Here is a 22,117-nt window from a genome sequence, read left to right as displayed (position 1 = left end):
ACCTCCTTTTTATTTTCTAGTAATAATATATTCTCAAGTGCGTAATGTGACTGGGAATTATACCGTCAAGTGCCTTTTATTCTAAAATTTTTTCTATCTATTCCCAAACCCTCTGCCAAACCCTTTTTAACTTTAATAGTATGATTACTTTACCTACTTCTTCCACACCAATTTACATAAGATAAATAAAAATAGAAAAGGAGATAGTGAAGTGGATTCTAAACATTCAAACAATATATTTGATTTTATTGTTGTCGGGACGGGACCAGCTGGAGCAGTTATAGCTAAAACACTAACAGACAATAAAAAAACCTCAGTCTTAGTACTTGAGGCAGGAGAAAACAATGATAAAGATGATCCAATTCGAGATTCTAGATTTGCTCCTGAACTAGAAGAGCAATTTTCCGCAGAATATTTTTGGCAAGGCGAAGGAATACCTCTAACTGGGGTAGATGACAGGAAATTTGAATGGACTACGGGGCGGCTTTCTGGGGGCGGGTCTTCAATAAATGGTGAACAGTATGTCAGACCTACACCAGCTGTTTTAAAAGAATGGGAACGTCTTTTAGGTAACTTATGGTCCCCCGAACGAGCAAATCGTAGCTTTAAACAGTTAGAAAATTTTCATGGAGAAACAAGTAATCCTGAATTTCATGGCTTCAATGGTCGTTTAAATATCAGGCAAGCCCCTAAAAATCCACCAATTATAACGAAAAAATTAGTTTCAGCGATCGAACAAGCAACAGGTTATAAACAAATTCTTGACTATAATAACCCAAAAACCCCTATTGGTCCTTTTACTCAATGGCAACTATTTCAAAAGATGAATGGAGAACGTGAAAGCTCTTCTACCGCATTTTTATCTTCAGACATTATGACTCCTGGTGGATACGGGGTGAATGGACGTAAGTTAAGGGTTGTTTATAAGTCAACCGGACTTCGTATTTTATTTAGGGAGAAAACAGCAATAGGTATTGAATATCTACAGGAAGGTAAAAAGGTTCAAGCTTTTGCCCGTAAAAAAGTAATTATTTCAGCGGGTATAAACAGTGCGCAACTATTAATGTTATCAGGAATCGGACCTTCAAATGACCTACATAAGGCCGGTATCCCCGTTATTTTTAACAATCCAAATGTAGGGGAACATTTGACTAATCATACCTTAAACACTGCTACATTTAGTGTGAATCCAAAAGATATCCCTCAGCTTCAAAACGATCCATTTTCCCTTTATACAGGAGGTGCCTTCTTACCAAATCCACTTAATAACAGTATCAATCCCCACCGAGGAGTTCAACTCATTGGGATTGTTTCAGAAGAAAGTTTAAATATTGCTATTTTATTTTTACAACCCAAAAGTCAAGGATCCATTAAAATACAAAATAACGACCCCTTAAAAATTGTCCTGGCGGATGAAGGTTTCTTAGATAATGAATATGACCTAGAAGCAATAAAGGCTATTTACAGAGTTTATATTAAAGGCATTGCGGAAAAACTTTCAAAAATCGACCCAAACTATCAGCTTGTAAATCCAACGTTAAAAACCATTGATAATGATGATGAACTTGAAACCTTTATTAAAGAAAATTTTGATCATAATCACCATCAACAAAGCTCACTTCGTATGGCCCCTATTGATAAAGGTGGAGTTGTAGATCGGTATGGCAATGTACATGGCGTCAATAATTTAATGGTCGCTGATGCACAAATCATTCCTTTTACAGTAGATGGTAACACGTCTGCATCTGCATACCTAATTGGATATACCATTGCAAAACGTTTAATGGATGATAACGCTTTTGAATAATAAACTTATTACTTATTTAAATACACGCTTAATATGTACACATTGGGTGAATGTTAAATTGAAGCTGTTTGAATGCTTCAATATGACGATTTAGCAGTACCACGCTATGTGCTTTCTGCTCTTAATATAGGAAAAGTGTTTCTAAGCTTCCTTCGTCCTAATGTTTTTGTCCCTTATGTTAACCAGACGAGCTTTCACGTAATTTTAATCCCGCTAGTTTTAAGTTGGCGTGGATTTTCATAAAGTGAGAAGCTTGCTACTTCTGATAGTAAATCAACTATTATCACATCACCTAAACAAGGAACTGAAGATTGATGATGGGTCATGGTTGTTGACGCTCAAATATCAAACTAGAGGGCTCTTTTTCTTTTAATACCTTTAAACATCCTTCAATCAGGCATACTGCACCAATTGTTGAAGAAGAAAAAGATGGGATTTCTACGGAATCCCATCTTTAAGTAAAACGTCTTTTTTTGGACTAACTAAAATGATTTAAGTTAGATAGTATTGTGGAAGATCAAAGACTGCTAAAATCGGTGCATGCTATTTAAGCAAGTACTGCTCTTTTATGAATTAAGTAATTTGTAGAGGGCTAAACCAATTTCAAGAACGATGACAACAATAATAATTGGCCAATAACGAAGTAAAACATCCGAAGGCACTGCCCTACATTATAAAATCACTAAGTTAACTATACTTTTATCGTTAAATGGAACAATACCTACACCATTTTGTGGAGTTACCGTTTCCCTTATTATTTAACATAACCATGATTTAGTTTTGTTAGCTTTTCATTTATGTCAAAAATTCTTACTCGAATATCTTTAACACCAAACGATTGAAGTCTATTTTTATGCATGTCAGCATATTTTTCAGCATCTTGTTTTTCCTCAAATACATAGATGCCCCCAGCTTCTTTTGTGTCTTGATTTTCTGTCCATATTTTCCAATGAAACCCTTCTTCTTCGTTGATACTATTTGCTACATCCAAAAATCCTTTGACCATTTCTTCACCAAAAGGGCCTTCAAACGGAAAATCAACTTGTAATAAATATGCCATTTCAAACACTCCTATTTTTATTTGTTTTTTAATATAACGTTCACCAAAGATTTTACTCCATTCTTCGGTTGATTATGATCTTTTCGATTCAAATGAAGGTAATGTTTCAATTCATCACGGCTATTATTCCTGTATAGAAAGGAAAGATGGCTACCAATCCAATTTGCAGCAATGGTTCCGTTTCTTTACTGTAGGCTGTTATTTAAATTGATTGTATTTTGTAAATGATTGATCATTTTTTGTATTTTATTGATTGCTTTTTCATTTAGATGCCCTTATAGGATTTGAAACCCTCTTAAAAGACATACGCACTAATCCCCCATCAATTCTTAACGCAGAACCATTAATAGCCGAAGAAAGAGGACTACTTAAAAATGTAACAAAATTAGCAATTTCTTCAGGACGGATAAGTCGCTGTATGATAGAAGTTGGCCGATTTTCTATCATAAATCGCGCTTCTGCTTCTGCCATTGACAAATTTTCATTAGGATAAAGGGTATTTAGCATTGTTTCTACGCCTTCTGTAAAAGTAGAACCTGGCATAATCGTATTGACGGTAGCATTTGTTTCTTTCGTCAGCTCCGCTAAACTACGAGAAAGAGAAAGCTGCATCGTCTTCGTCGCGCTATAATGAGCCATTTCTTGTGATGGCATAATGGCTGCTTCACTTGCAATAAATATAACTCTTCCTTCCTTTTTTTGAATCATTTGATTGAGGTACCATCGCGTAAGTCGAACTCCACTCATAATGTTAACCTCAAACATCTTCAACCATTCTTCATCAGAAATATTAAAATATTCTCTAGGCTCAAAAATCCCTAGGTTGTTAATTAGAATATCTACTTCTCGGAATTCATCTATAGCCTTTTGGCATCCTTGCGCTGTTCCTAGATCAGATACCAATGATTGAAGAACCGCTTCAGGATACTGATCCCGAATTTCTTGTATAGTTTGATGAACTTTTTCTTCATGGCGTCCATTAATAATGACAGTAACACCCTCTGCTACTAATGATTTTGCAATGGCTTTACCAATTCCTGCAGTTGACCCTGTAACTAGTGCCGTTTTCCCTTTTAAATTTAGAAACATAATAAATCCCTCCCAATTTAGTTTTGTAATCATTAATTGCAATATACGCTTAATAGTATGGGGTTCCCTCATTCTTTTAAACAGATTATTAATAAGGAGCGGATAAGGGAATTTCCCCCAACGTTCCATTTTTATTATCACTTCTTGATAGCTGGAAAATGAGGCAATACCTCTTGGCCGAGCTCATGAATAACCTCTTCGGCTGGTCTTTTACTGTCAAATAATGCAAAGAAAAGATGATTAACACCGATTTCCTTATAGATGTTTAGTAGTTCTATTAACCGATTTCGACCTACTCGGTAACCCAAACGAATTGGAGTAGGCATTTCATTAGGATCTTCTGACAAATCCAAATGCATAGGCTGAGTAAAGGGCTTAAAGACTCCAGGACAATATTGTTCTACGAGTTCTCTCCATTGTCGAATCGTCTCAGCTTGAAGGTATGGACTTCTAGGATAATACATCCATCCGTCGCCATTTTTCGCGAACCATTCCATTGATTGCTGTGAGAATCCTGTAATCATTGTTGGGATTCGCTTTGTTGGTTTTGGTACTAAATTACTTCCTTGAATAACGCCAAGTGATGAATGAATAGAAGGAAACTCTTCGTATAACACTTGATTTAAATACTGAAATGCTTCGATGAATCGTTGTCCTCGATCATCATGATGAATATTTAAACCATGGAAATCGGCTTTTCGATCTCCAGATGAAACGCCCATAATTAAGCGTTCTGGAAATAACTGATCAATCGTCGCTATTTCCTTAGCCACTCGTAAAGGATGACGTAAAGAAAGAACAATCGCAGACGTTCCTAAGGCAATTTCTTTTGTTTGGCTTGCTAAATAGGTTAAATAAATAAGCATATCGTAAATTTGACCTACTGCTGGATCACCAAAGGAAGGATCCTCTAATATTACATCACGGAACCACAAACTGGTAAAACCGTAGTTCTCTGCTAATTGCGATAATTCTACTTGTTTTTCCATTGTGGGCGTGTCAAACCGATAATTTTCTAATGGAATGTGGAGACCAAGTGTCAGCTCACCTTCTTTATACATTCGATTATAGCTACGGTAATTAGAAAATTGACTCATAACTATTCTCCTTTCTACTTACTTAAAATTTAATATGTTCTACTTTTGGAAAGAAAGTCTGTTTCTGCTCCCGTTACCCCGCTTTGTCCCCAGTTTCCTGGAATCATTTCACGAATGACGATTAGTACCTTATCCATTGGAGCATGGGTAAATTTGGATGTTTTTTGTGTAAGCTGATAAACCCACTTATCCTTTGTCACTTGATCAAATGTATCCCATATATCAATCGCAATGATGGCCATTCCATCTACATTACTTGGTTGTGATTGATAAGACTCTTTAGTTTCCCAATTGACAACTCTACTTTTCTCTGCAAAGTTAGCATCATTTGCTACTGCCCCAGCTTTTCCCCAATTTTCTTTAGCAAGTTCATGTATGACAATTTGAATTTTGTCGGGGACAATCATTAATAATTTTGTTGTTAGTTCAGTTACAGAAAAAATGAATTCCTTTTTTTCTTCTGTTGACATAGTTGGCCAAGTTTTTAGTTCAATTAATGGCATAGTATCCTCCTCTAAAACTGTTTATTTAAATTGCTTTTATCACTATCTCCGGCATTAACACTGATACCGTTATCACCCCGATGGTCCCTACATTTTTTATTTGGCTCGGAAATGCTCCACCGAATGCAGCGTATTTTAAAGGATCTAAACAGTATTCTACAGGATGTGGAATTCCACTTAACTCACTTTGTATCTGCGTATAATAGGAGCTATGATTATGCAATGAAACGACCTATTTTTTGCGCTCAATTCACTTTATTCCCTCTAATACCTATAAAAAAACTAAGTTTTAAAGATAGAATAAACCAATATTTATCAACTGCTCTTATAGCTAAAGCATAAAGACTTTGAACCTTTAACAATTCTTTTGTCTTTTAAAAACTCTGGCAGAAGATATCTACAAATGTATTATAAGAAGTGTGCTTTATAAAAGTAAGTACGCACTTTAAAGTTTTATAGGTATCAAAAAGTGATTAAGGCACTTTAAAGTTCCTATCCAAAAACTCAATTTTTTAGGAAAAAAACAATCCTAATTTTCTTTATTAATGCTTATCCTTTATTGTTTTACTCACTTTTGCAAGCATACAATAACCCTAATATAGTATTAGTCCATGAAGAAAACATTCTAAATAAAAACAAGCAATTTAGGTGTGAAAAGTTATGTTTTAAGGCTCAAACGAGCATAGAGGCTGGGACAAAAAGAAAAAATGTTAGACCGAGATGCAAACTGCCTAACATTTTTTTTGATTTAGGAAGGAATATTTAACTCAGTGAAGTAAAAAAGTTATTACCCATTTTTGCTATTTTTCAAAATAACCGAGTTCTGTCCCAGCCTCTAAAAATATAATTTTGGATGTAAGAAATAAATCTTTGTGTTCAGAGGTTTTAAACATTGCCTAGATAGCTTCGTGTTATGTTTTGGAGAACAATTTTTCCATTTTTACTGTATTTTTCGAATAACTCTGACAGGAGAAATACAAAACGTTTATACGCTTCATCATTTTCTTTCGGAGCATAGGATGCTGACAAGTTCCTTCCTAAAAAACCTTCATAATCAAAAAGTAAATCATTTTGATACTTTTTATACTCATACTTGCCATCCTTGAAAAAACTGTTAAATACTTCTGGATTTTCCCCTATTCCACCGCTAAATCCTTTAAAATTTGAACAAGTCTTTTGGCAAATTTCCGCATTCTCTTTAATAATCGGGTTAGTTAAATCCCTACTATTCCAAACAAGAGCCACATTTGCCTTTTGTTTTAAAATCCGTTGACATTCGATTTGGAAAGCTTTTTTATCAAACCAATGAAATGCCTGGGCAACAGTAATTAAATCTACACTTTTCTCTTTTAAAGTGGTATTTTCAGCAGTTGCTTTGATTGATTTAAAACGAGAATATAGTTTTAACGATTGCTCAGCTATTTTTCTCATGTCATCATTCGGCTCAACTCCAATAACATTTAAATCTCTTTCAAGTAACTGAAGGCTGAATATCCCCGTACCTGAACCAATATCGGCCACAAGCCGATCCCCTTTCAGTTGGTTAGCTGAAAACAAATAATCAATATACTCATTAGGGTAACTAGGGCGATACTTCGCATAAATATCAGCTTTGTCGGTGAAATCCCCTGTTTTTTCCACATTATTACCTTCTTCCTCACGATTTATTTAAAGAAATAGGTGTGCGTTTAAGTACTTTTGTAAGAAATAATTTAAAGTCTTCACTTAATGGATGTTTCTTGCGAACGTTCTTATTAACCTAGTATGGATAATCTTTAGTATTACCAGCCAATCCTTGCTAACATCCATATGTATCCCTTCTTACCTTGTTAAATAGATTTTATCTTGGTCAGCATAGTTATGCTTTTATTTAACAAGCTTAATTATCGTGACTTCCTAATGTTTCTAGGTATCTGTAAAGAGTAGATTTACTTATTCCTGTTTCATTTTTAATATCAAGTAATGTGTAGTTACCCGAATGGTACATCGAAACTGCTTTTTGGATATTGACATCAGGTTTTCTAGGTCGACCAATCGTCTTTCCCTGCTCTCTAGCATTTGATATTCCATTTATAGCTGACTGCTTTGCAACGTCTGTTTGAAATTGCATATAATGTCCCATCATTGCTTCTAATGAATAGGCTAAAGATTGATCACTATAAATATCTTCTTTTAGAAAATGAATGGATACGCCATCTTTCTTACATAATTTTAATAAATCATCAAGGTGCCGAGTTGTATCTGCCAATACAAACATACGTTCAACTATGATTTTATCTCCAGGTTTTAAAGCCATAAGCATTTCTTCTAATTTAGTACGTTTTTTAGGTTTGCCGTGTGATTCTTGATAAATCGTGTCACACTCTTCAGGTAACTCTTTCAACTGTTTTTTACATGTTTCATCATCATATAAAGGGCGTATATAACCGAAAATCATCAATTTACCTCCTATTTATGTCCCGAAAAGGTTCCGTTTTGGGAATTTAGATGTTATGATACTCAAAGAATTTTAATAATAAGGAGACAACTATGCAAAGTTTAAAACAACAATGGTTCGGAAACATCCGAGCCGATATATTAGCAGGAATAGTCGTAGCACTTGCCCTTATACCCGAAGCGATAGCATTTTCTATTATTGCAGGTGTTGACCCTATGGTAGGATTATATGCTTCATTTTGTATTGCCGTCACTATAGCATTTGTTGGTGGTAGACCAGGCATGATATCTGCAGCTACAGGAGCTATGGCTTTACTTATGGGTCCGTTAGTAAAAGAATATGGGCTTGATTATTTATTAGCTGCCACTATTCTGACAGGGATTATACAAATATTATTTGGCTTCTTCAAAGTAGCTAAGTTAATGAAATTCATCCCAAATGCAGTGATGATTGGATTTGTTAACTCATTAGCTATTTTAATATTTTTAGCGCAAGTGCCCCATTTCATCGGCATTTCTAATATGACATATATTTTTGTGGCTGTAACACTTTTACTTGTGTATACATTACCACGATTTATCACAGTAATTCCAGCACCACTAATAGCAATCGTTGTATTAACTGCTGTAGCAATTTATAGCGGTGTTGAACTAAGAACAATTGGAGATTTAGGAAGTATTACGAAAGCATTTCCAACATTCCACATTCCTAATGTGCCTTTTACTTTTGAAACACTTCAAATTATTTTCCCTTATTCAATAGCACTAGCAATTGTTGGTCTGCTTGAATCTTTATTAACGGCCCAAATAGTAGATGATATGACAGCAACTGAAAGTGAAAAAAATAAAGAAGCAAGAGGACAAGGAATTGCTAACTTTATTAATGGGTTCTTTGGTGGTATGGCCGGTTGTGCAATGATTGGTCAATCTGTCATAAATGTTAAATCTGGTGGTCGTGGGCGTTTATCGACACTTGTAGCGGGATTATTTTTAATCTTTTTAATCATTGTTTTAGGAGATTTAGTCGTTAAGATTCCTATGCCTGTTCTAGTAGGAATTATGATTATGGTAAGTATCGGTACATTTAATTGGGGTTCTTTTAAATATTTAGTAAAGGCACCTCGTACTGATGCAATTGTTATGCTAGTAACAGTGATCATCGTAGTTTACACACATGATTTATCAAAAGGAGTTATTGCGGGTATTATTTTAAGTGCCATCTTCTTTGTGGTGAAAATTTCAACATTGAAAGTAATAAAAAAAGGAGACGTTTATAACATAGAGGGACAATTGTTCTTTGCCTCAACTGATCACTTTATTAACTACTTTAAAAGTACCGAATTCCATACTTCTCAAATCATTATTGACTTTTCAAATAGTCGTATTTGGGATGATTCTGGTGTAGGCTCTTTATATAAAGTAAAAGATTTACTCCATGAAAAAGGGATTGACGTTGAAGTAATGGGATTGGATGCCTTTAGTCAGAAAGTTATAAATCGACTAGGGGGAATTTCTTCCTCTAGTTAAGTACGGAAACAGGGAAGTAAATTACCGTGTTTTAAACATAATAAAGAAGTAAAAATGGCAAAAGGAATCGGATGTGAACTTCCCGATTCCTTTTGTCGTTCTTTTTTGTAGATTATATTATGACATTATTACAATATGATGATTTTAGGGCTATTTAGGCATTGTATTAACAATCAATCCGATATGTGTAAAGTAATTCATAGCTCCAAATAGAACAAAGGTAATACCTGCAATTGTCCAAAGGAATTTAATAGCTTTAGCAAAATTCGGATTTGCGTTTTTGTTTAAGGCAAACGGTAATAATACTGCTCCAATCCCTATAATCGCGAATAATAAAGACATAAAAGTAGCTTCAATCATTGGATAATCGGCAAAAGCTCCTGATATTGGTTCTTCTGGCGGTGCTGCAAATAATTGAAATTTAATACCTGCACACGCAATTGAAATAAGTGCTAATCCCATTGCCGCCGCAAAGTAAGATAAAGGTTTTATCAAGTATGGCAATTCTTTCTTTAAAGTATTTGAAACTACTTTCGAATCGTCCATATTAATACCCTGTCTTAAATAGAGATTAGATTTTCTCCATAATAAGATGGATACAGCCATAAGCAGAATACCAAATGCTAATGAAGGCTCGCCAAATATAATATCATCAAATGGGAATCCGATTTTCGACAACGGCCAGGTAAAGCTCATATGAGCTCCTGTTATTGTTAATATAAACCCTGGTATTCCAAAGCCTATTGCCCACCCTTCTAATTGTCCAACTTTTTCTTTAGCTATATGGGAAGCAAATCGAAGTATTAATAATAAACCAATGCCGGTTGAAACCGCCATAATGGTGTTATAGACTTCTGTTACTGACCAATCGATAACCATATAAAAAACTCCTTTCTGTATATCTCGAATTTGAGATATTTTGTTTTCGAAATAAATCATATTCCTTTGTTACAAAGTTGTCAATAAATTAGTTTGGCTTTATTTTTTTACCTGAAACCGAAAGAAAATTCAAAAGTTATAAACTTTTTCTTTGTATCTATTTACAAATGAACCAAATAAGCTCTTAACGATATTACTATTTGAATAATAATTCAGACCTAAGTCTGAAGACAGGATACGAATATAAGTTGTATATTTCATTTATACTTTTTAGTTAAAAAGTTTAAGGAAAATCTTATACAACCATTACGTAGTCAAAAAATACTACTACTAATACATTCAATTACATTAATTTTTATATACTACGTAATGCGTTTGTTATATGGCACGCTTATACAAGCAGCATCTTGTACATCTTAAGTACAATGGTGTTTTTTTTGATGTTTTTTAGCGATGAGCTATATAGTAATTTATCTGGCCAGTGACTAATTTTAGCTAAGGATTTTTTGATGTATTTAACCTGAAAATATAAATGATAGGTGGAAAATAAATTGAACTATCGAGTTTTACTGTATTACCATTATACAAGTATTCAATCCCCCGCGGACTTCGCGAAGGAGCATTTGCAAATATGTAAAGAAATGAATTTAAAAGGTCGTATTTTAGTTGCTTCTGAGGGCATCAACGGTACACTTTCTGGAACAATTGAAGAAACTAACGCTTATATAGAAATGATGAAAAATGATCCATTATTTAAAGGCATTGTGTTTAAAATTGATGAGGCAGAAGGTCATGCATTCAAAAAAATGCATGTGCGTCCAAAACCTGAGCTCGTTAATTTAAGTTTAGAAAACGATATTGACCCGCTCGAAATGACAGGTCGTTACGTTGCACCTGCTGATTTTTATGAAGAAATGCAGCAACCTGACACAATTGTTATTGATGCTCGAAACACTTATGAATTTGATGTAGGTCACTTTGAAGGCGCAATACGACCAGAGATTCAATCGTTTCGTGAATTACCTAAATGGATCAAAGACAATCATGAATTACTAGAAGGTAAACGTATTTTAACTTACTGTACAGGGGGCGTACGTTGCGAAAAATTTTCTGGTTGGCTTATGAGAGAAGGCTATGAAGATGTAGGTCAACTACACGGTGGAATTGTAACCTATGGTAAAGATCCAATCGCAAAAGGTCAGCTTTGGAATGGGCAATGCTATGTATTTGACGAACGCCTAGTTGTTCCAATAAATCAAGTAAGCCCAACTATTGTCGGTAAGGATCATTTTGATGGCACTCCATGTGAACGTTACATTAATTGTGCTAATCCTGAATGTAATAAACAGATATTATGTTCAGAAGAGAATGAGGCGAAACACTTAGGTGGCTGTACGATTGAATGTACAAAACATATACACAATCGTTATATAAAAATTCATGATATTTCTCACGAAGAGGTTACCAAACGTATTGCTATATTGGAGAATTCATTGAATTTAGCATAAGGGAATAAAACTGAACTATAAAAAAATCTGATAACAAGAAGTAACGCATAGCCCTGTCGAAAGAAATTGTTTTTGGTACGGAGCTATGCGTTTCTGATAATCCGTTATTTGTGTTTATTCATTACCATTCTGGGAGGGTAGATTTTTTAGTATAAATATTACAAGCCACAAAATTGATACCCAAAACCATATCCACTTGATTACATTCATTGCATCAAAATCTAAGTCAATATAGGAAATAACAATAATGATAAACACTAACCAGTCAATTGATAAAATTCTTTTCTTTTTCATAATAATTGGAGGGTGTTTATAGCGAGGGAGCTTAGCCCCTCTCTGCTAGTTACTCTTTCTTGTTTAAATCATCCACCCACTCAACGCCTTTCTATACTTTAATTTATAATCAAAGGATTTATAAAAGATTTTTTTATGAATATTGGTAAAAAATGCACAATACATGTTCTTATTAGATACATTTCGCAAGGTGGAAGAAAAAGATTGTAACAGTCAAAGGCAATCAAAACACTATTAGAGTACTTTTATTTTTCTTGAATAAGTCCCTCACTGTAACAAACAAATGAGAGTTCGCTCATTCTCTTCAGCGTCTTCAGGATGAAACATATGAGAAGATTTATCCTTCCAGATGAATTGCTTACCCTGTGGGGCATCCAACTTCATATAGAACTCTTCAACTATTTTTCCATATACATGAAGGTCCTTACGACCATGAATAAACATGACAGGAATGTCAAGTCGTGTAATTGTATTGGCAAAATCAATTTGTGCGAACTCCTCTATTAATGCTTGCGTGTAGCTAAGCTGAAATCCACGGAATGTGTTGATTATATCGATGATTGAATACTCAGGTGACCGTAATAAAATCGACATTATTAATTTCATCCCTGGATTTACTTGTTCATCTGTATAAATCATCGAATTATATCTCGCCATCCAAGTACGAAGTGTTGTCCACTGCTTTACGCTTGTTACAAATGGAGGTTCTCCACATGCCTCAAGCGCAGCTACGGCTTTTGAATTACGAAGTGATCTTGCCTTTTGAAGTGTCCATTGTAGACACAAGCGATCATTCTCAACCCAGTTAATGATTTGGGAGAATCCAATATAACCGTGTAAATCATTGGGTATTTCTTGTGCTAATCGAAGCCCCATTATAGACCCCCAAGAATGTCCTGCAAGATAAATGCGCTTCTGATTAAATCGGCTTTTTAAATAATGAATGACTTCCTTTGCATCTTGAATAAATTGAGAGAGGGTGTATGTCTCCGATGAGACCTTACGACTATACGTCTTACCGGCTCCTCGTTGATCCCAGAAGACCACCGTATAATGCTTAACTAACTCTTTAGTTGTTGTAACCATAGCAAAATCTCTAGAACGATTTGATACGCCAGGAATAGGAAAACCTGGTCCACCATGAAGCATCAACAGAATAGGATTATTAATATTTTCCGTCTGAATTAATAGATATTGATTAATCCCCCCAATTCTCGTCTTTACAACTTCACTAACACCTGAAGCGGAAAGCTTAAAATCTTTTTTGGCCCATAGTAGTCCCATTATTTAATCCTTTCTGGAATAGATTATAAACGTTAGTGAAATCAAGTGAACAACTATTTGTATTTCCTCATTTTTTGCTTTTTCTAGATAATATTAATAGTATATCCTTTGCTATTAATATTTCAAATTCAAGTTTTGTTTTAAATAGTTCGAAAATTGAAAAATCAAAAAAACTACTCACCGTAAGTTGTGGAAAATAAAATTAAAACAAGCTCAGCCGTATAGTGGCGTTTTAAATTGTTTGACGCAATTTTGTAAACGTTCCCTTTATAGATTTATATTTTTTCATCGTACAACACACTTTAACTCCATCTCTTTCATTGATACATTGCACTTTTTTATGTTTCACCCTTTGCACATGGTTCGCTAGCTCGTCACGAATACTACATGTCTGAGACGCTCTGCACTTGTTTCATTAACATGGGAACAAATTGATTTGGTAAATGAAACGATTCGAATTGATGGAAAAGGGTAAAAAAAACGAATATTGCCCCTTCATCCTCACTTAAAGCCGCTTCTAGCATTTCTTGAATAAAAATCATAAATTAAATCGCGCGGTTTGCATGTCATCTTTAAAGATGTGTTGAAAAAGGCAGGCCTTCCGCCTACCCTCTTCACGTTGCATCACTTGCGTTATATAAAGAAAACGTTAAATTATGAACACTTCAAGAACTCCTTGGCCATGAAAGTATCCATCGATTCAAATCTATACCCATGTTGAGTTTGAACAGAAAAAGAAAGCAATGATTCTTTTAAGAATATTTTGATTCCCTCCAGTTTAATTGAAAGATTAAAAATACCGTAACCATAAACTTTACACTAAGAATCTAAAAATATTTGAATCATTGAGTCTCCCCCTTTTTTGGGATGAAATTACAAGCCAAATACCGGATATTTCGTATTCTGAATGGCCTTAATCTCATGATCATCTTCAGCAATTGCTGCAATTGTTCAGCAGGAAGTGTGTTTTTATAGGTTACTAGTGAATGATATCGCATAACAGAAACTGACTTTGGACAATACTTAAATAGTCCAGCATTTGTATGATTAAGCGCTGAATATAAGCTGTGTTTAATTTGTTGAGCTTGAATGATTTTCTCTCCAAATGCTTCTTCTATCGATTGATGACCTAATCAAATACCTAGAACCAGCAATTCTGTATACAAGTTTTTATAACCTTAATTGAAATCCCTGGTTAAATTCTTTGGAATCATTTTTTGGTTCAAATGAGATATTTGTAAGCTTGTATCTTTTAAAAGTACTATCTTTTCTATAATCTATATGATTTTAATATATGCACCTATACTATTTTCTTTTAAAAAAAGAAAACGGATTTATAAAACGATTCTAGTTTAAATTCTTTGATTTTAACTAGAATATCATTTATTAACTTAACACTATAAAGCATAATAGTGTAAGAATATTTGATATGAATCATACATATATTGATTTAAATATTTCATTAAAATAGAATTCTATAATTATCCTAATGATGGAATTATAATATAAGAGAAAATTATCTATAAAGATTGGATGATGACAATTATTGAAAAATCGGTTCTTGCTATGGTTATTTTACGTGTATTGTCTGGAAGTATAGAAGTAAGTGCTGGATTGTTGATGCTAAAGTTGAATAATTTAGAAAAAGCATTCTATATTAATACAATGCTCGCATTGGTTGGCCCAACAGTTTTAATCGTAACGACAGCAATTGCATTATTTGGACTAGCTGATAAAGTTCCTGTGACGAGAATCATCTGCCTATTTACGGGAATTACACTTATTTTAATTAGCTCACATATTAAGTAATAATAATATATTCCCAAAAAATTAATAAAGTCTGAGTCATCTTTTCATTTGGAGATGGCTTTTTTCTTCGTTAGGTCGCCCGTTATTCCAGAGACTTAATTGCCAATCTTAACGTGGGTGTGCTTAACCTGTACGAAGCTGAAATCAATGCTGTCCAATATTCGGGGGGATTAGGTTATATTTTTGTCTACAATCGAAAGTCCAATTAATTGTTAAGCTGAATATTTTCTTGGTCTTAAGGAGAATCTAGATTAAACGGTAGTTAGAACGAATAATTCTTTGTAAATAGTCAAGAACTTGCAGACATGTCCTGACAACTAAAATTACTTATTGAGGAGAGGATAAAAGAAATCAATAAATATCAAAAAGCATAAGCTTTTTACGCCTACGCTTTTCAATAATGAATGTTAAGACATCGATATTCTTTTACAAGCTATTTTTGCTGCTGGAATGGCAACACCTGCACCAAGTGCTGCATCCACTGAGTCTCCCCAAGAACCACTGCTATCCTTTATTTCGTTCCCTGCTGTTAAAACTCCCTCTGCTACCATTTCAACACAATCATAATAGTCTGGATTAGGATTACTTTCAAGATACTGTGCAGCTAATGCGTCTGCTTTCTTTTGTATTGAAAGTCGACCTTGTTCTGCCAATGAACTAAAAACACTCTCAGCTTGCCCACCAAAATGCACTATTCCGTCGTTAATGTCTTGACCAGTACGATGTATTTCTCCCATTTCAGATGACATATTTAATCCTCCCAATCCTTGAAATCTGAACTTTTTAGTTCACAAATATTTTATCCAACTGTGTTTGATCTTATCCATCAACAACTATTTCTTATTGGTTTTAAAAAACCTCTACTTAACCTTTTTAACGGATCATGGCTATTCACCCTATTTAAACGTGATCACCGAGAACAAAAAAATTTTATCTTTTAAATTTGTTTTAATATGGCCTTCATCTTTGGTATTAATCCCGACTAGACCATCATAAGTTCAGCATATATATTATAATGTTCGTGTTTTGGGAGATTAATGATGGATTCAGCCGATGGAGAAATCGCACATTCATGTATTAAACACGAATATTGTATTGAAGTTCAATTCGAATAGTTCGTAAAATACCTTTGAGTTGAAAAGTTTTTATAACGAAAAGACCATCCTTCATTCTGAGCAAGTTCGTTCCTAGAGCAATTTTCCCTTTACCATTAATCGTGATAAAGCTTATTTTAAAAGTACCACCAGACGATAGGCAAAAACTACTTTTTATTTGCCCAACTGAGTTTAATAAAAAGCCCATGAGACGCATCGAGATTCATTAACACGTACCGTTGCTTATCTCGATTGCTCTCACAGCTCTAATCAAAAGGCACTTTCTTTTTTTATGTCCTTTACAAAGGGTACATTTTAAACTCGGATACATACTGTAATTCTAAAACCCATCTTTTTATGTAATCGAATATTTATTGTAAAAATAAATTCCTTTTTCAGTCTCTTTATTAGCATTTTCAACAACTTGGAGGCATTCATTTATGGTCGACAAAAAAGTACCCTATAAATACATTGTTTGTGATAAAATGCACTAAGTTTCAGTTACATATAAACCAGTCTAACAGCAGTGACTGGTTTTCTCTAGGGGGTCGTACATGAGTCACAAACATAAGCAATCTATTATTGCCATCGCACTAATCACAGCCATTTGCCTAGCGGGCGATTCCATGCTCTATATTGTGTTGCCGACACACTGGAGGTCAGTTGGATTAACATCTTTGGTGCAGGTAGGTATTATTTTATCTATTAATCGGTTTGTTAGGCTACCGTTAAATCCGCTAATTGGGTATATCTATAAGAAAATTAGTTTTCGGAATTTAATTTTATTTGCCGTTCTATTAAGTGGATTAACTACGTTAAGTTATGGTTTTATTAAAGAATATCCATTATGGATTCTAATGCGTGCTATATGGGGGCTATCGTGGTCGCTTTTTAAATTAGGTGGATATTTATTGGTGCTTCAATACTCGACAAATTCTAATCGTGGTAACTTGATGGGAACATATAATGGTCTGTATCGTCTCGGAAGTTTATTTGGGATGCTGTTAGGAGGATTTTTAGCCGACCTTTTTGGGATTAAGTTAATTGCTTTGATCTTGGGTAGCATGGTCTTTTTGAGCATTCCGTTGGTTTTTAAATACTTACCGAAAACACTCCAAATGGAACATGACAATAAACCACTAACACAAACTCGGTTTACATGGTTGAAACCATTACAAAACAAAATGTTTCTAAAAATCCTTGTTACCGCATTTCTTTTAAGCATGCTTTTGGACGGCATGTTAACAGCCACTTTGAGTCATATTATAGAGGAGAAATTTACGAACCACATTCATTTGTTTGGATTTATAGTAGGTGCAGCAACCCTTTCAGGTGGTATGCAGGCTTTACGGTGGGGAATAACACCTTTTTTAACACCGAAAATTGGGGACATATTCGACCGTGCTAAACAAAAAAACATGGTATTGGTCCTTTGCTTAGTAAGTGCAGCCATCTTTTTATTCTTGATACCATTGTCATTAAAGCTAGTCCTTTGGCTCCCTATCCTTCTGGTTCATCTTTTAGTGGCATCAGTCATTACCACCGTTCTGGATGGTGTTGCAACTGATTATGCCTCAAAAATGACAAACCGTTTATTATTAATGACGACTTATACCATCATCCTTGATTTAGGAGCAGCTCTTGGACCCATTGCAGGATATTGTCTGGAACAACAAATCGGACTTTACAATCTGTTCTGGCTCGCATCGACAACTTGTCTAATACTTATGATTTTATGGGCTATCCCACATAAAGTACCGTTAAAACAAAACATTATTTAAAATAAAAAAAGACCATGTTTGTAACGGGTTCTGTTTTCAAGTACAAAACTCTAAAAAACACTATAAACAGGATATGAAATCGCAATGATTTGATATCCTTTTTTGTATAGAGCGGCTTTTAACAATTTTTATACGAATTGGTATATCAAATCGCATTAATAAAGTTACATATAGAAAGTTCTATAACGATGTGAATACATAATTTTTTTCAGCTCGAATTAGTTAATGTGTTATTCAACGGGGCGAGTTAGTTTAAGAAGATGTTTGTTTTATCATTTAAAAATAGAGATCAATATAAAGCATTAAAAGCTTTACATTGACGTTGCGTAAAGGATTAAGCTATTAGATATGGAGGAGATAATGTGGAAAAATTAAAAATCAACTTAATCAATAGCTTAGATTTCTATGATAAGTGTTTATTAGGGAATGGTAATGAGAATTCATTCCGATATGAATTGATGCAACCAATGAAAACAATGTGGGATTATCTAAATGTACCGTTAAAAGCAACGCAATCTAATGGATACGATATTGTTATGGCATCAGAGATGTTAGGGATTTGGACTCCCAGAAAATCTATTCAACAAGTTAAGGATAATTTTCCAGAACTTATAGAGTCTGGGATTTTTGAAGAATATCAGGAAGTGATCTCAAAAGGAATTGATGAATTTGAAAAGAGAGGTTATTCTATTCCACTAGAAGAAATCTACGTAAATATTCTTTTAGGGGATGAAGATAGTCAAGAAATGAAAGTAAATAAAGGGTATTCAGGTTTTGGTGGTATACCAGGATATATTATGCTAATGATTGTTCCAAATGACTTTAATAAGAAACGATTAAAATCAGCTTTAGCTCACGAGTTTAATCATAATGTTCGTTTTACATTTGAACCATTTAATCACGGTGATGTGACTGTAGAAGAATATATAGTATTGGAAGGTTTAGCCGAATGTTTTGCTGAAGAGATGTATGGGAAAGAGTTGATAGGACCTTGGATTGCAGATTTTGATAAAGAAGAGATGGAGTACTCGATCGAAGTGATAAAAGAAGGACGGATGGCTAAAGGTTTTGGAGAAGTATCAGCATATATGTTTGGTGATGATGTTGCTAAGAAACGAGGGTACAGTCCAGTTGGTTTATCAGCGAATGCAGGTTATACTATTGGTTACCACTTGATTAAGCAATACTTAGTCAACAGTAACAAGAGTATTGCCGAAGCGACACTGACTCCTACTGAAGAAATAATTAGAGTCTCTAAATTTTTCGATTGATTATTTTCAAGTTTGAAGTTAACTTCATTTTCGATTCACGAAATATCAAACTAAGTTGTACAAAAAGGTACCGCCAATTGCAGTACCTTTTTGTATGCTAATTAATTTTTAACCTGCGATTTTGCTTTTTGTACTTCAAAACAGAACCCGTTACCATGTTTGGTCTTTTTTATTTTTCAAGATAAAATATGCATGAAGAGATTATGATGATATTAAAGACTTAAGTTGTTGCTTAGCCTAATTTTCTTTAATATTGTGCCAAGCACCATTCTTTCGTTTTTTGGTCTGCAAAGGATGCTTCTACACTATCTATATAAATTTGTCGATAGTCTTCTTCACTTAGATGAAATTCGTTGTTAACTAAATGGATTTCTTTTGCCATTGTAGTATCTGATACTGTTCTGTTATCCGTATTAAATGTCACTTTTATTCCATCTTTATGGAACTTATAAATCGGATGTTCTGAATAATGATGAACAGCCTTCGTCTGGACATTACTTGTTGGACACATTTCAAGCACTATCTGCCTTTCTTTCACAATCTTATAAGCCTCGGCACAATCTTTAATAAATACGCCATGTCCTATTCTTTCGGCACCTAACAGTTCAACGGCTTCTAGCACGTTTTTACCAATTCCAGTTTCACCGGCATGAATAGTAACTCTGTAGCCATATTCTTTGGCTAATGCGATTGGATCTACGAATTTTCCACAAAATCCTTCTTCTTCAGATGCACATAGGTCAATTGCCACCACACCTTTTCCGAGGAACTTTTTCCCCTTTTCAACCACCTCAAATGCGCTTTCTACAGACATCGTCCTCATGCAAGATAGGATGATATTTCCCTTTATTTCGTAACGGCTTTCAGCATCCCTCATCCCCTCTATAACAGATTGAATAACTTCTTCAACACCAAGGCCTTGTAATGTGTGAAGTAACGGGGCAAATCTAACTTCTAAATATTTCACATTTTCTCTTGCTGCATCCTCAAATAGCTCAAAAGTAATTCTTCTTAAGTTCTCCTTGGACTGCATGACCAAATTAGGAAGAGAAAATCTTTTTAAATACTCATCAAGGGATTCACATTCTAACGGAGCAATCAACTCCTTCTGTAGGTCATCCTTATCAAAAGAGGGTAGCTGAATGCCTTCCTTCTGTGCAATATCGATAATTGTTTCAGCCCTTAAGCTTCCATCCAAATGACAGTGAAGTTCAATTTTGGGCAATGTTAAAAAGTTCATTTTTAACCTCCTGAAATAAAATTTTAGTTTAAAATACAAAAAAATTCCTGACTACAAAGAAAATACAAGTTTTGTACTTTCTTCGTAATCAGGAATTTCGGTTCCTGGTAGAGACCCCCAAACCATATTATTGGGGTTATACGAAATGATATTGATTCCTAACGTTTTTAAAATAATAATAAAAAAATAGTAGATTGTCAACATGGTGCCCTAGCATATCAGAAATTTAATTGTTAAAACTAAATTTGAGTGCAAACTCCATATATTTGGCTGGCGTAGAAAGAACTATACCTCTATAGTTGATTTACTATTATTGGATGAAACTCTACATCTTACATCAATTGAGTTATCTCCCCTTAGAAAGCTTTAATAAACGCAAATGCCCAGGCTCATCATTAATTGAGACCTGGGTTTAAAATGATTCTGTGCTAATTTTATTTGCTCCTTTTTGGTTGCATTTATGAAGTAAGCATTTAAAGTCATTACAAACGTTTAAGAAATTCAACTTAGTAACCAATTATGTCATTGACCCATGTAACGGAGCAATTTTTTCTTTTATACCAACAATTCTAAAGTCAAGTTATACTTACTTCCCCATTACAGATAGGAAAGTTGTAATCCTACACCAACTTCTCCTAAATAAGCAACTGTCGAAAGAGCTATTTTAGAGTGTAAATCTGTACAATGGCAAGCATGAAGCTTAATAGGATTGAGATCTTTTACATAACGAACTGTATTGTCTAACTGCTCTTTCGTGGGATTTAGTAGGTGAAATCCTCCAATAATATCAACTACTCTTTCTTCCTGACATACCTCTTTGGCATATTCAATAATGTTACATATCCCAGAATGTGCACATCCTACGATAATAACTAAACCTTCTGAAGACTTATAAACGATTGCTGTGTCATCCAACACGAAGTCGTTAACACTCCCTTGATCTGTCACAACTTGCCCTATACAATCATTTCCTTCAAAATCAAATTTTCTTTTAATTTCCCCTAGAAATACTAGTCGATCTGTTAGCCATAATGGTTCTTTCGTTAATCGGACTGGAAAGTGTCTACTTAACTTTTCATGAGATAAGATACTCCCTATCTCTCCTACAGGATCAATTAGTTTTGTGTTAAAAACCAATGGATGCCCAATAATCTTAGGTGTATTATGTAGTATTTCCTCATTTTTTGCTTCCATATGTAGTCTAATTAAATGCGTAAGTCCCCATGTATGATCCACATGCCCATGTGACAAGACAACATAATCAAGATTTCTTAAATCAATTCTCATTTTATCTGCATTCTTTATAAAGGTATCAGAATATCCGGTATCAAAAAGGATACGTTTACCATCATCTTCAATAAAAAAAGAAAGCCCTGGTTCCCCTAAAAAATAACGATCAATTAAAGTATTATTATCTACTAAAACGGTTAATTTCATA

General features: G+C 34.3%; 17 protein-coding genes, 2 pseudogenes and 1 riboswitch. Of the genes and pseudogenes, 6 read left to right on the top strand and 13 right to left on the bottom strand.

The window, feature by feature from the left end; genetic code table 11:
- Positions 1-211 precede the first annotated feature (211 nt).
- A complete protein-coding gene (locus MWJ95_RS19565; RefSeq protein ID WP_249107025.1) occupies positions 212-1,807 on the top strand; it encodes a GMC family oxidoreductase in 1,596 nt (531 codons plus the stop codon).
- A 754-nt stretch (positions 1,808-2,561) separates the two neighbouring features.
- Here MWJ95_RS19565 and MWJ95_RS19560 read toward each other — a convergent pair.
- The 7 genes and pseudogenes from MWJ95_RS19560 to MWJ95_RS19530 form a co-directional block, all read right to left on the bottom strand.
- A complete protein-coding gene (locus tag MWJ95_RS19560) occupies positions 2,562-2,867 on the bottom strand; it encodes a monooxygenase (protein WP_249107024.1) in 306 nt (101 codons plus the stop codon).
- A gap of 261 nt (positions 2,868-3,128) precedes the next feature.
- Positions 3,129-3,956, bottom strand: a complete 828-nt coding sequence (locus MWJ95_RS19555; RefSeq protein WP_249107023.1) for an SDR family NAD(P)-dependent oxidoreductase — start codon at positions 3,954-3,956, stop codon at positions 3,129-3,131.
- A 137-nt stretch (positions 3,957-4,093) separates the two neighbouring features.
- The gene (locus tag MWJ95_RS19550) at positions 4,094-5,053 is read right to left on the bottom strand and encodes an LLM class oxidoreductase (RefSeq protein ID WP_249107022.1); all 960 of its coding nucleotides are present in this window, start codon (positions 5,051-5,053) and stop codon (positions 4,094-4,096) included.
- 29 nt (positions 5,054-5,082) lie between these two features.
- Complete coding sequence (locus tag MWJ95_RS19545) at positions 5,083-5,556, bottom strand: tautomerase family protein (protein WP_249107021.1); 474 nt, start codon at positions 5,554-5,556, stop codon at positions 5,083-5,085.
- A gap of 25 nt (positions 5,557-5,581) precedes the next feature.
- Positions 5,582-5,806, bottom strand: a pseudogene (locus MWJ95_RS19540) (heme-degrading domain-containing protein); the annotation flags it as partial.
- Positions 5,807-6,441: 635 nt separating this feature from the next.
- Positions 6,442-7,197 carry a class I SAM-dependent methyltransferase gene (locus tag MWJ95_RS19535; protein ID WP_249107020.1) on the bottom strand — a complete coding sequence of 252 codons (756 nt, stop codon included), beginning with the start codon at positions 7,195-7,197 and terminating at the stop codon, positions 6,442-6,444.
- A gap of 238 nt (positions 7,198-7,435) precedes the next feature.
- On the bottom strand, positions 7,436-7,993 hold the full coding sequence (locus MWJ95_RS19530; RefSeq protein ID WP_249107019.1) for a recombinase family protein: 558 nt from the start codon (positions 7,991-7,993) through the stop codon (positions 7,436-7,438).
- Positions 7,994-8,085: 92 nt separating this feature from the next.
- Here MWJ95_RS19530 and MWJ95_RS19525 point away from each other — a divergent pair, with 92 nt between their 5' ends.
- Complete coding sequence (locus MWJ95_RS19525; protein ID WP_249107018.1) at positions 8,086-9,519, top strand: SulP family inorganic anion transporter; 1,434 nt, start codon at positions 8,086-8,088, stop codon at positions 9,517-9,519.
- 150 nt (positions 9,520-9,669) lie between these two features.
- Here the strand turns inward: MWJ95_RS19525 and MWJ95_RS19520 are convergent, their stop codons facing one another.
- Complete coding sequence (locus tag MWJ95_RS19520; protein WP_249107017.1) at positions 9,670-10,398, bottom strand: DUF981 family protein; 729 nt, start codon at positions 10,396-10,398, stop codon at positions 9,670-9,672.
- A gap of 551 nt (positions 10,399-10,949) precedes the next feature.
- On the opposite strand from MWJ95_RS19520, the gene trhO reads away from it, so the two are divergent.
- Entirely contained in the window at positions 10,950-11,906 is a 957-nt protein-coding gene (gene trhO, locus MWJ95_RS19515; protein WP_249107016.1) for an oxygen-dependent tRNA uridine(34) hydroxylase TrhO, read from the top strand.
- A gap of 561 nt (positions 11,907-12,467) precedes the next feature.
- Here the strand turns inward: trhO and MWJ95_RS19510 are convergent.
- Entirely contained in the window at positions 12,468-13,484 is a 1,017-nt protein-coding gene (locus MWJ95_RS19510) for an alpha/beta fold hydrolase (RefSeq protein ID WP_249107015.1), read from the bottom strand.
- An 842-nt stretch (positions 13,485-14,326) separates the two neighbouring features.
- A pseudogene (locus tag MWJ95_RS24745) lies at positions 14,327-14,605 on the bottom strand (glutamine amidotransferase-related protein); the annotation flags it as partial.
- Between the two features lie 412 nt (positions 14,606-15,017).
- Here MWJ95_RS24745 and MWJ95_RS19505 point away from each other — a divergent pair.
- A complete protein-coding gene (locus tag MWJ95_RS19505; protein WP_249075975.1) occupies positions 15,018-15,293 on the top strand; it encodes a YqhV family protein in 276 nt (91 codons plus the stop codon).
- 407 nt (positions 15,294-15,700) lie between these two features.
- On the opposite strand, the gene MWJ95_RS19500 is transcribed toward MWJ95_RS19505, so the two are convergent.
- Entirely contained in the window at positions 15,701-16,042 is a 342-nt protein-coding gene (locus MWJ95_RS19500; protein WP_249075974.1) for a hypothetical protein, read from the bottom strand.
- A gap of 899 nt (positions 16,043-16,941) precedes the next feature.
- Between MWJ95_RS19500 and MWJ95_RS19495 the strand changes: the two genes are divergently transcribed.
- Both MWJ95_RS19495 and MWJ95_RS19490 read left to right on the top strand, forming a co-directional pair.
- Positions 16,942-18,168 carry an MFS transporter gene (locus MWJ95_RS19495; protein ID WP_249107014.1) on the top strand — a complete coding sequence of 409 codons (1,227 nt, stop codon included), beginning with the start codon at positions 16,942-16,944 and terminating at the stop codon, positions 18,166-18,168.
- Positions 18,169-18,530: 362 nt separating this feature from the next.
- Positions 18,531-19,439: a DUF2268 domain-containing putative Zn-dependent protease gene (locus tag MWJ95_RS19490; protein WP_249107013.1), complete on the top strand. Its 909-nt coding sequence runs from the start codon at positions 18,531-18,533 to the stop codon at positions 19,437-19,439.
- Between the two features lie 247 nt (positions 19,440-19,686).
- On the opposite strand, the gene add is transcribed toward MWJ95_RS19490, so the two are convergent.
- Positions 19,687-20,679, bottom strand: a complete 993-nt coding sequence (add, locus tag MWJ95_RS19485) for an adenosine deaminase (protein ID WP_249107012.1) — start codon at positions 20,677-20,679, stop codon at positions 19,687-19,689.
- 65 nt (positions 20,680-20,744) lie between these two features.
- Positions 20,745-20,843: riboswitch (purine riboswitch) on the bottom strand.
- Positions 20,844-21,276: 433 nt separating this feature from the next.
- Positions 21,277-22,116 (bottom strand): MBL fold metallo-hydrolase, encoded by an 840-nt coding sequence (locus MWJ95_RS19480; RefSeq protein ID WP_249107011.1) that lies wholly within the window; start codon positions 22,114-22,116, stop codon positions 21,277-21,279.
- Position 22,117 lies beyond the last annotated feature (1 nt).

Origin of the sequence: Lysinibacillus sp. Bpr_S20 (genome assembly GCF_023337835.1) — a bacterium.
Classification (GTDB): domain Bacteria; phylum Bacillota; class Bacilli; order Bacillales_A; family Planococcaceae; genus Lysinibacillus.
The sequence above is the reverse complement of the archived record's forward strand: the minus strand, read 5'-3'. Positions and strand labels throughout refer to the sequence as shown.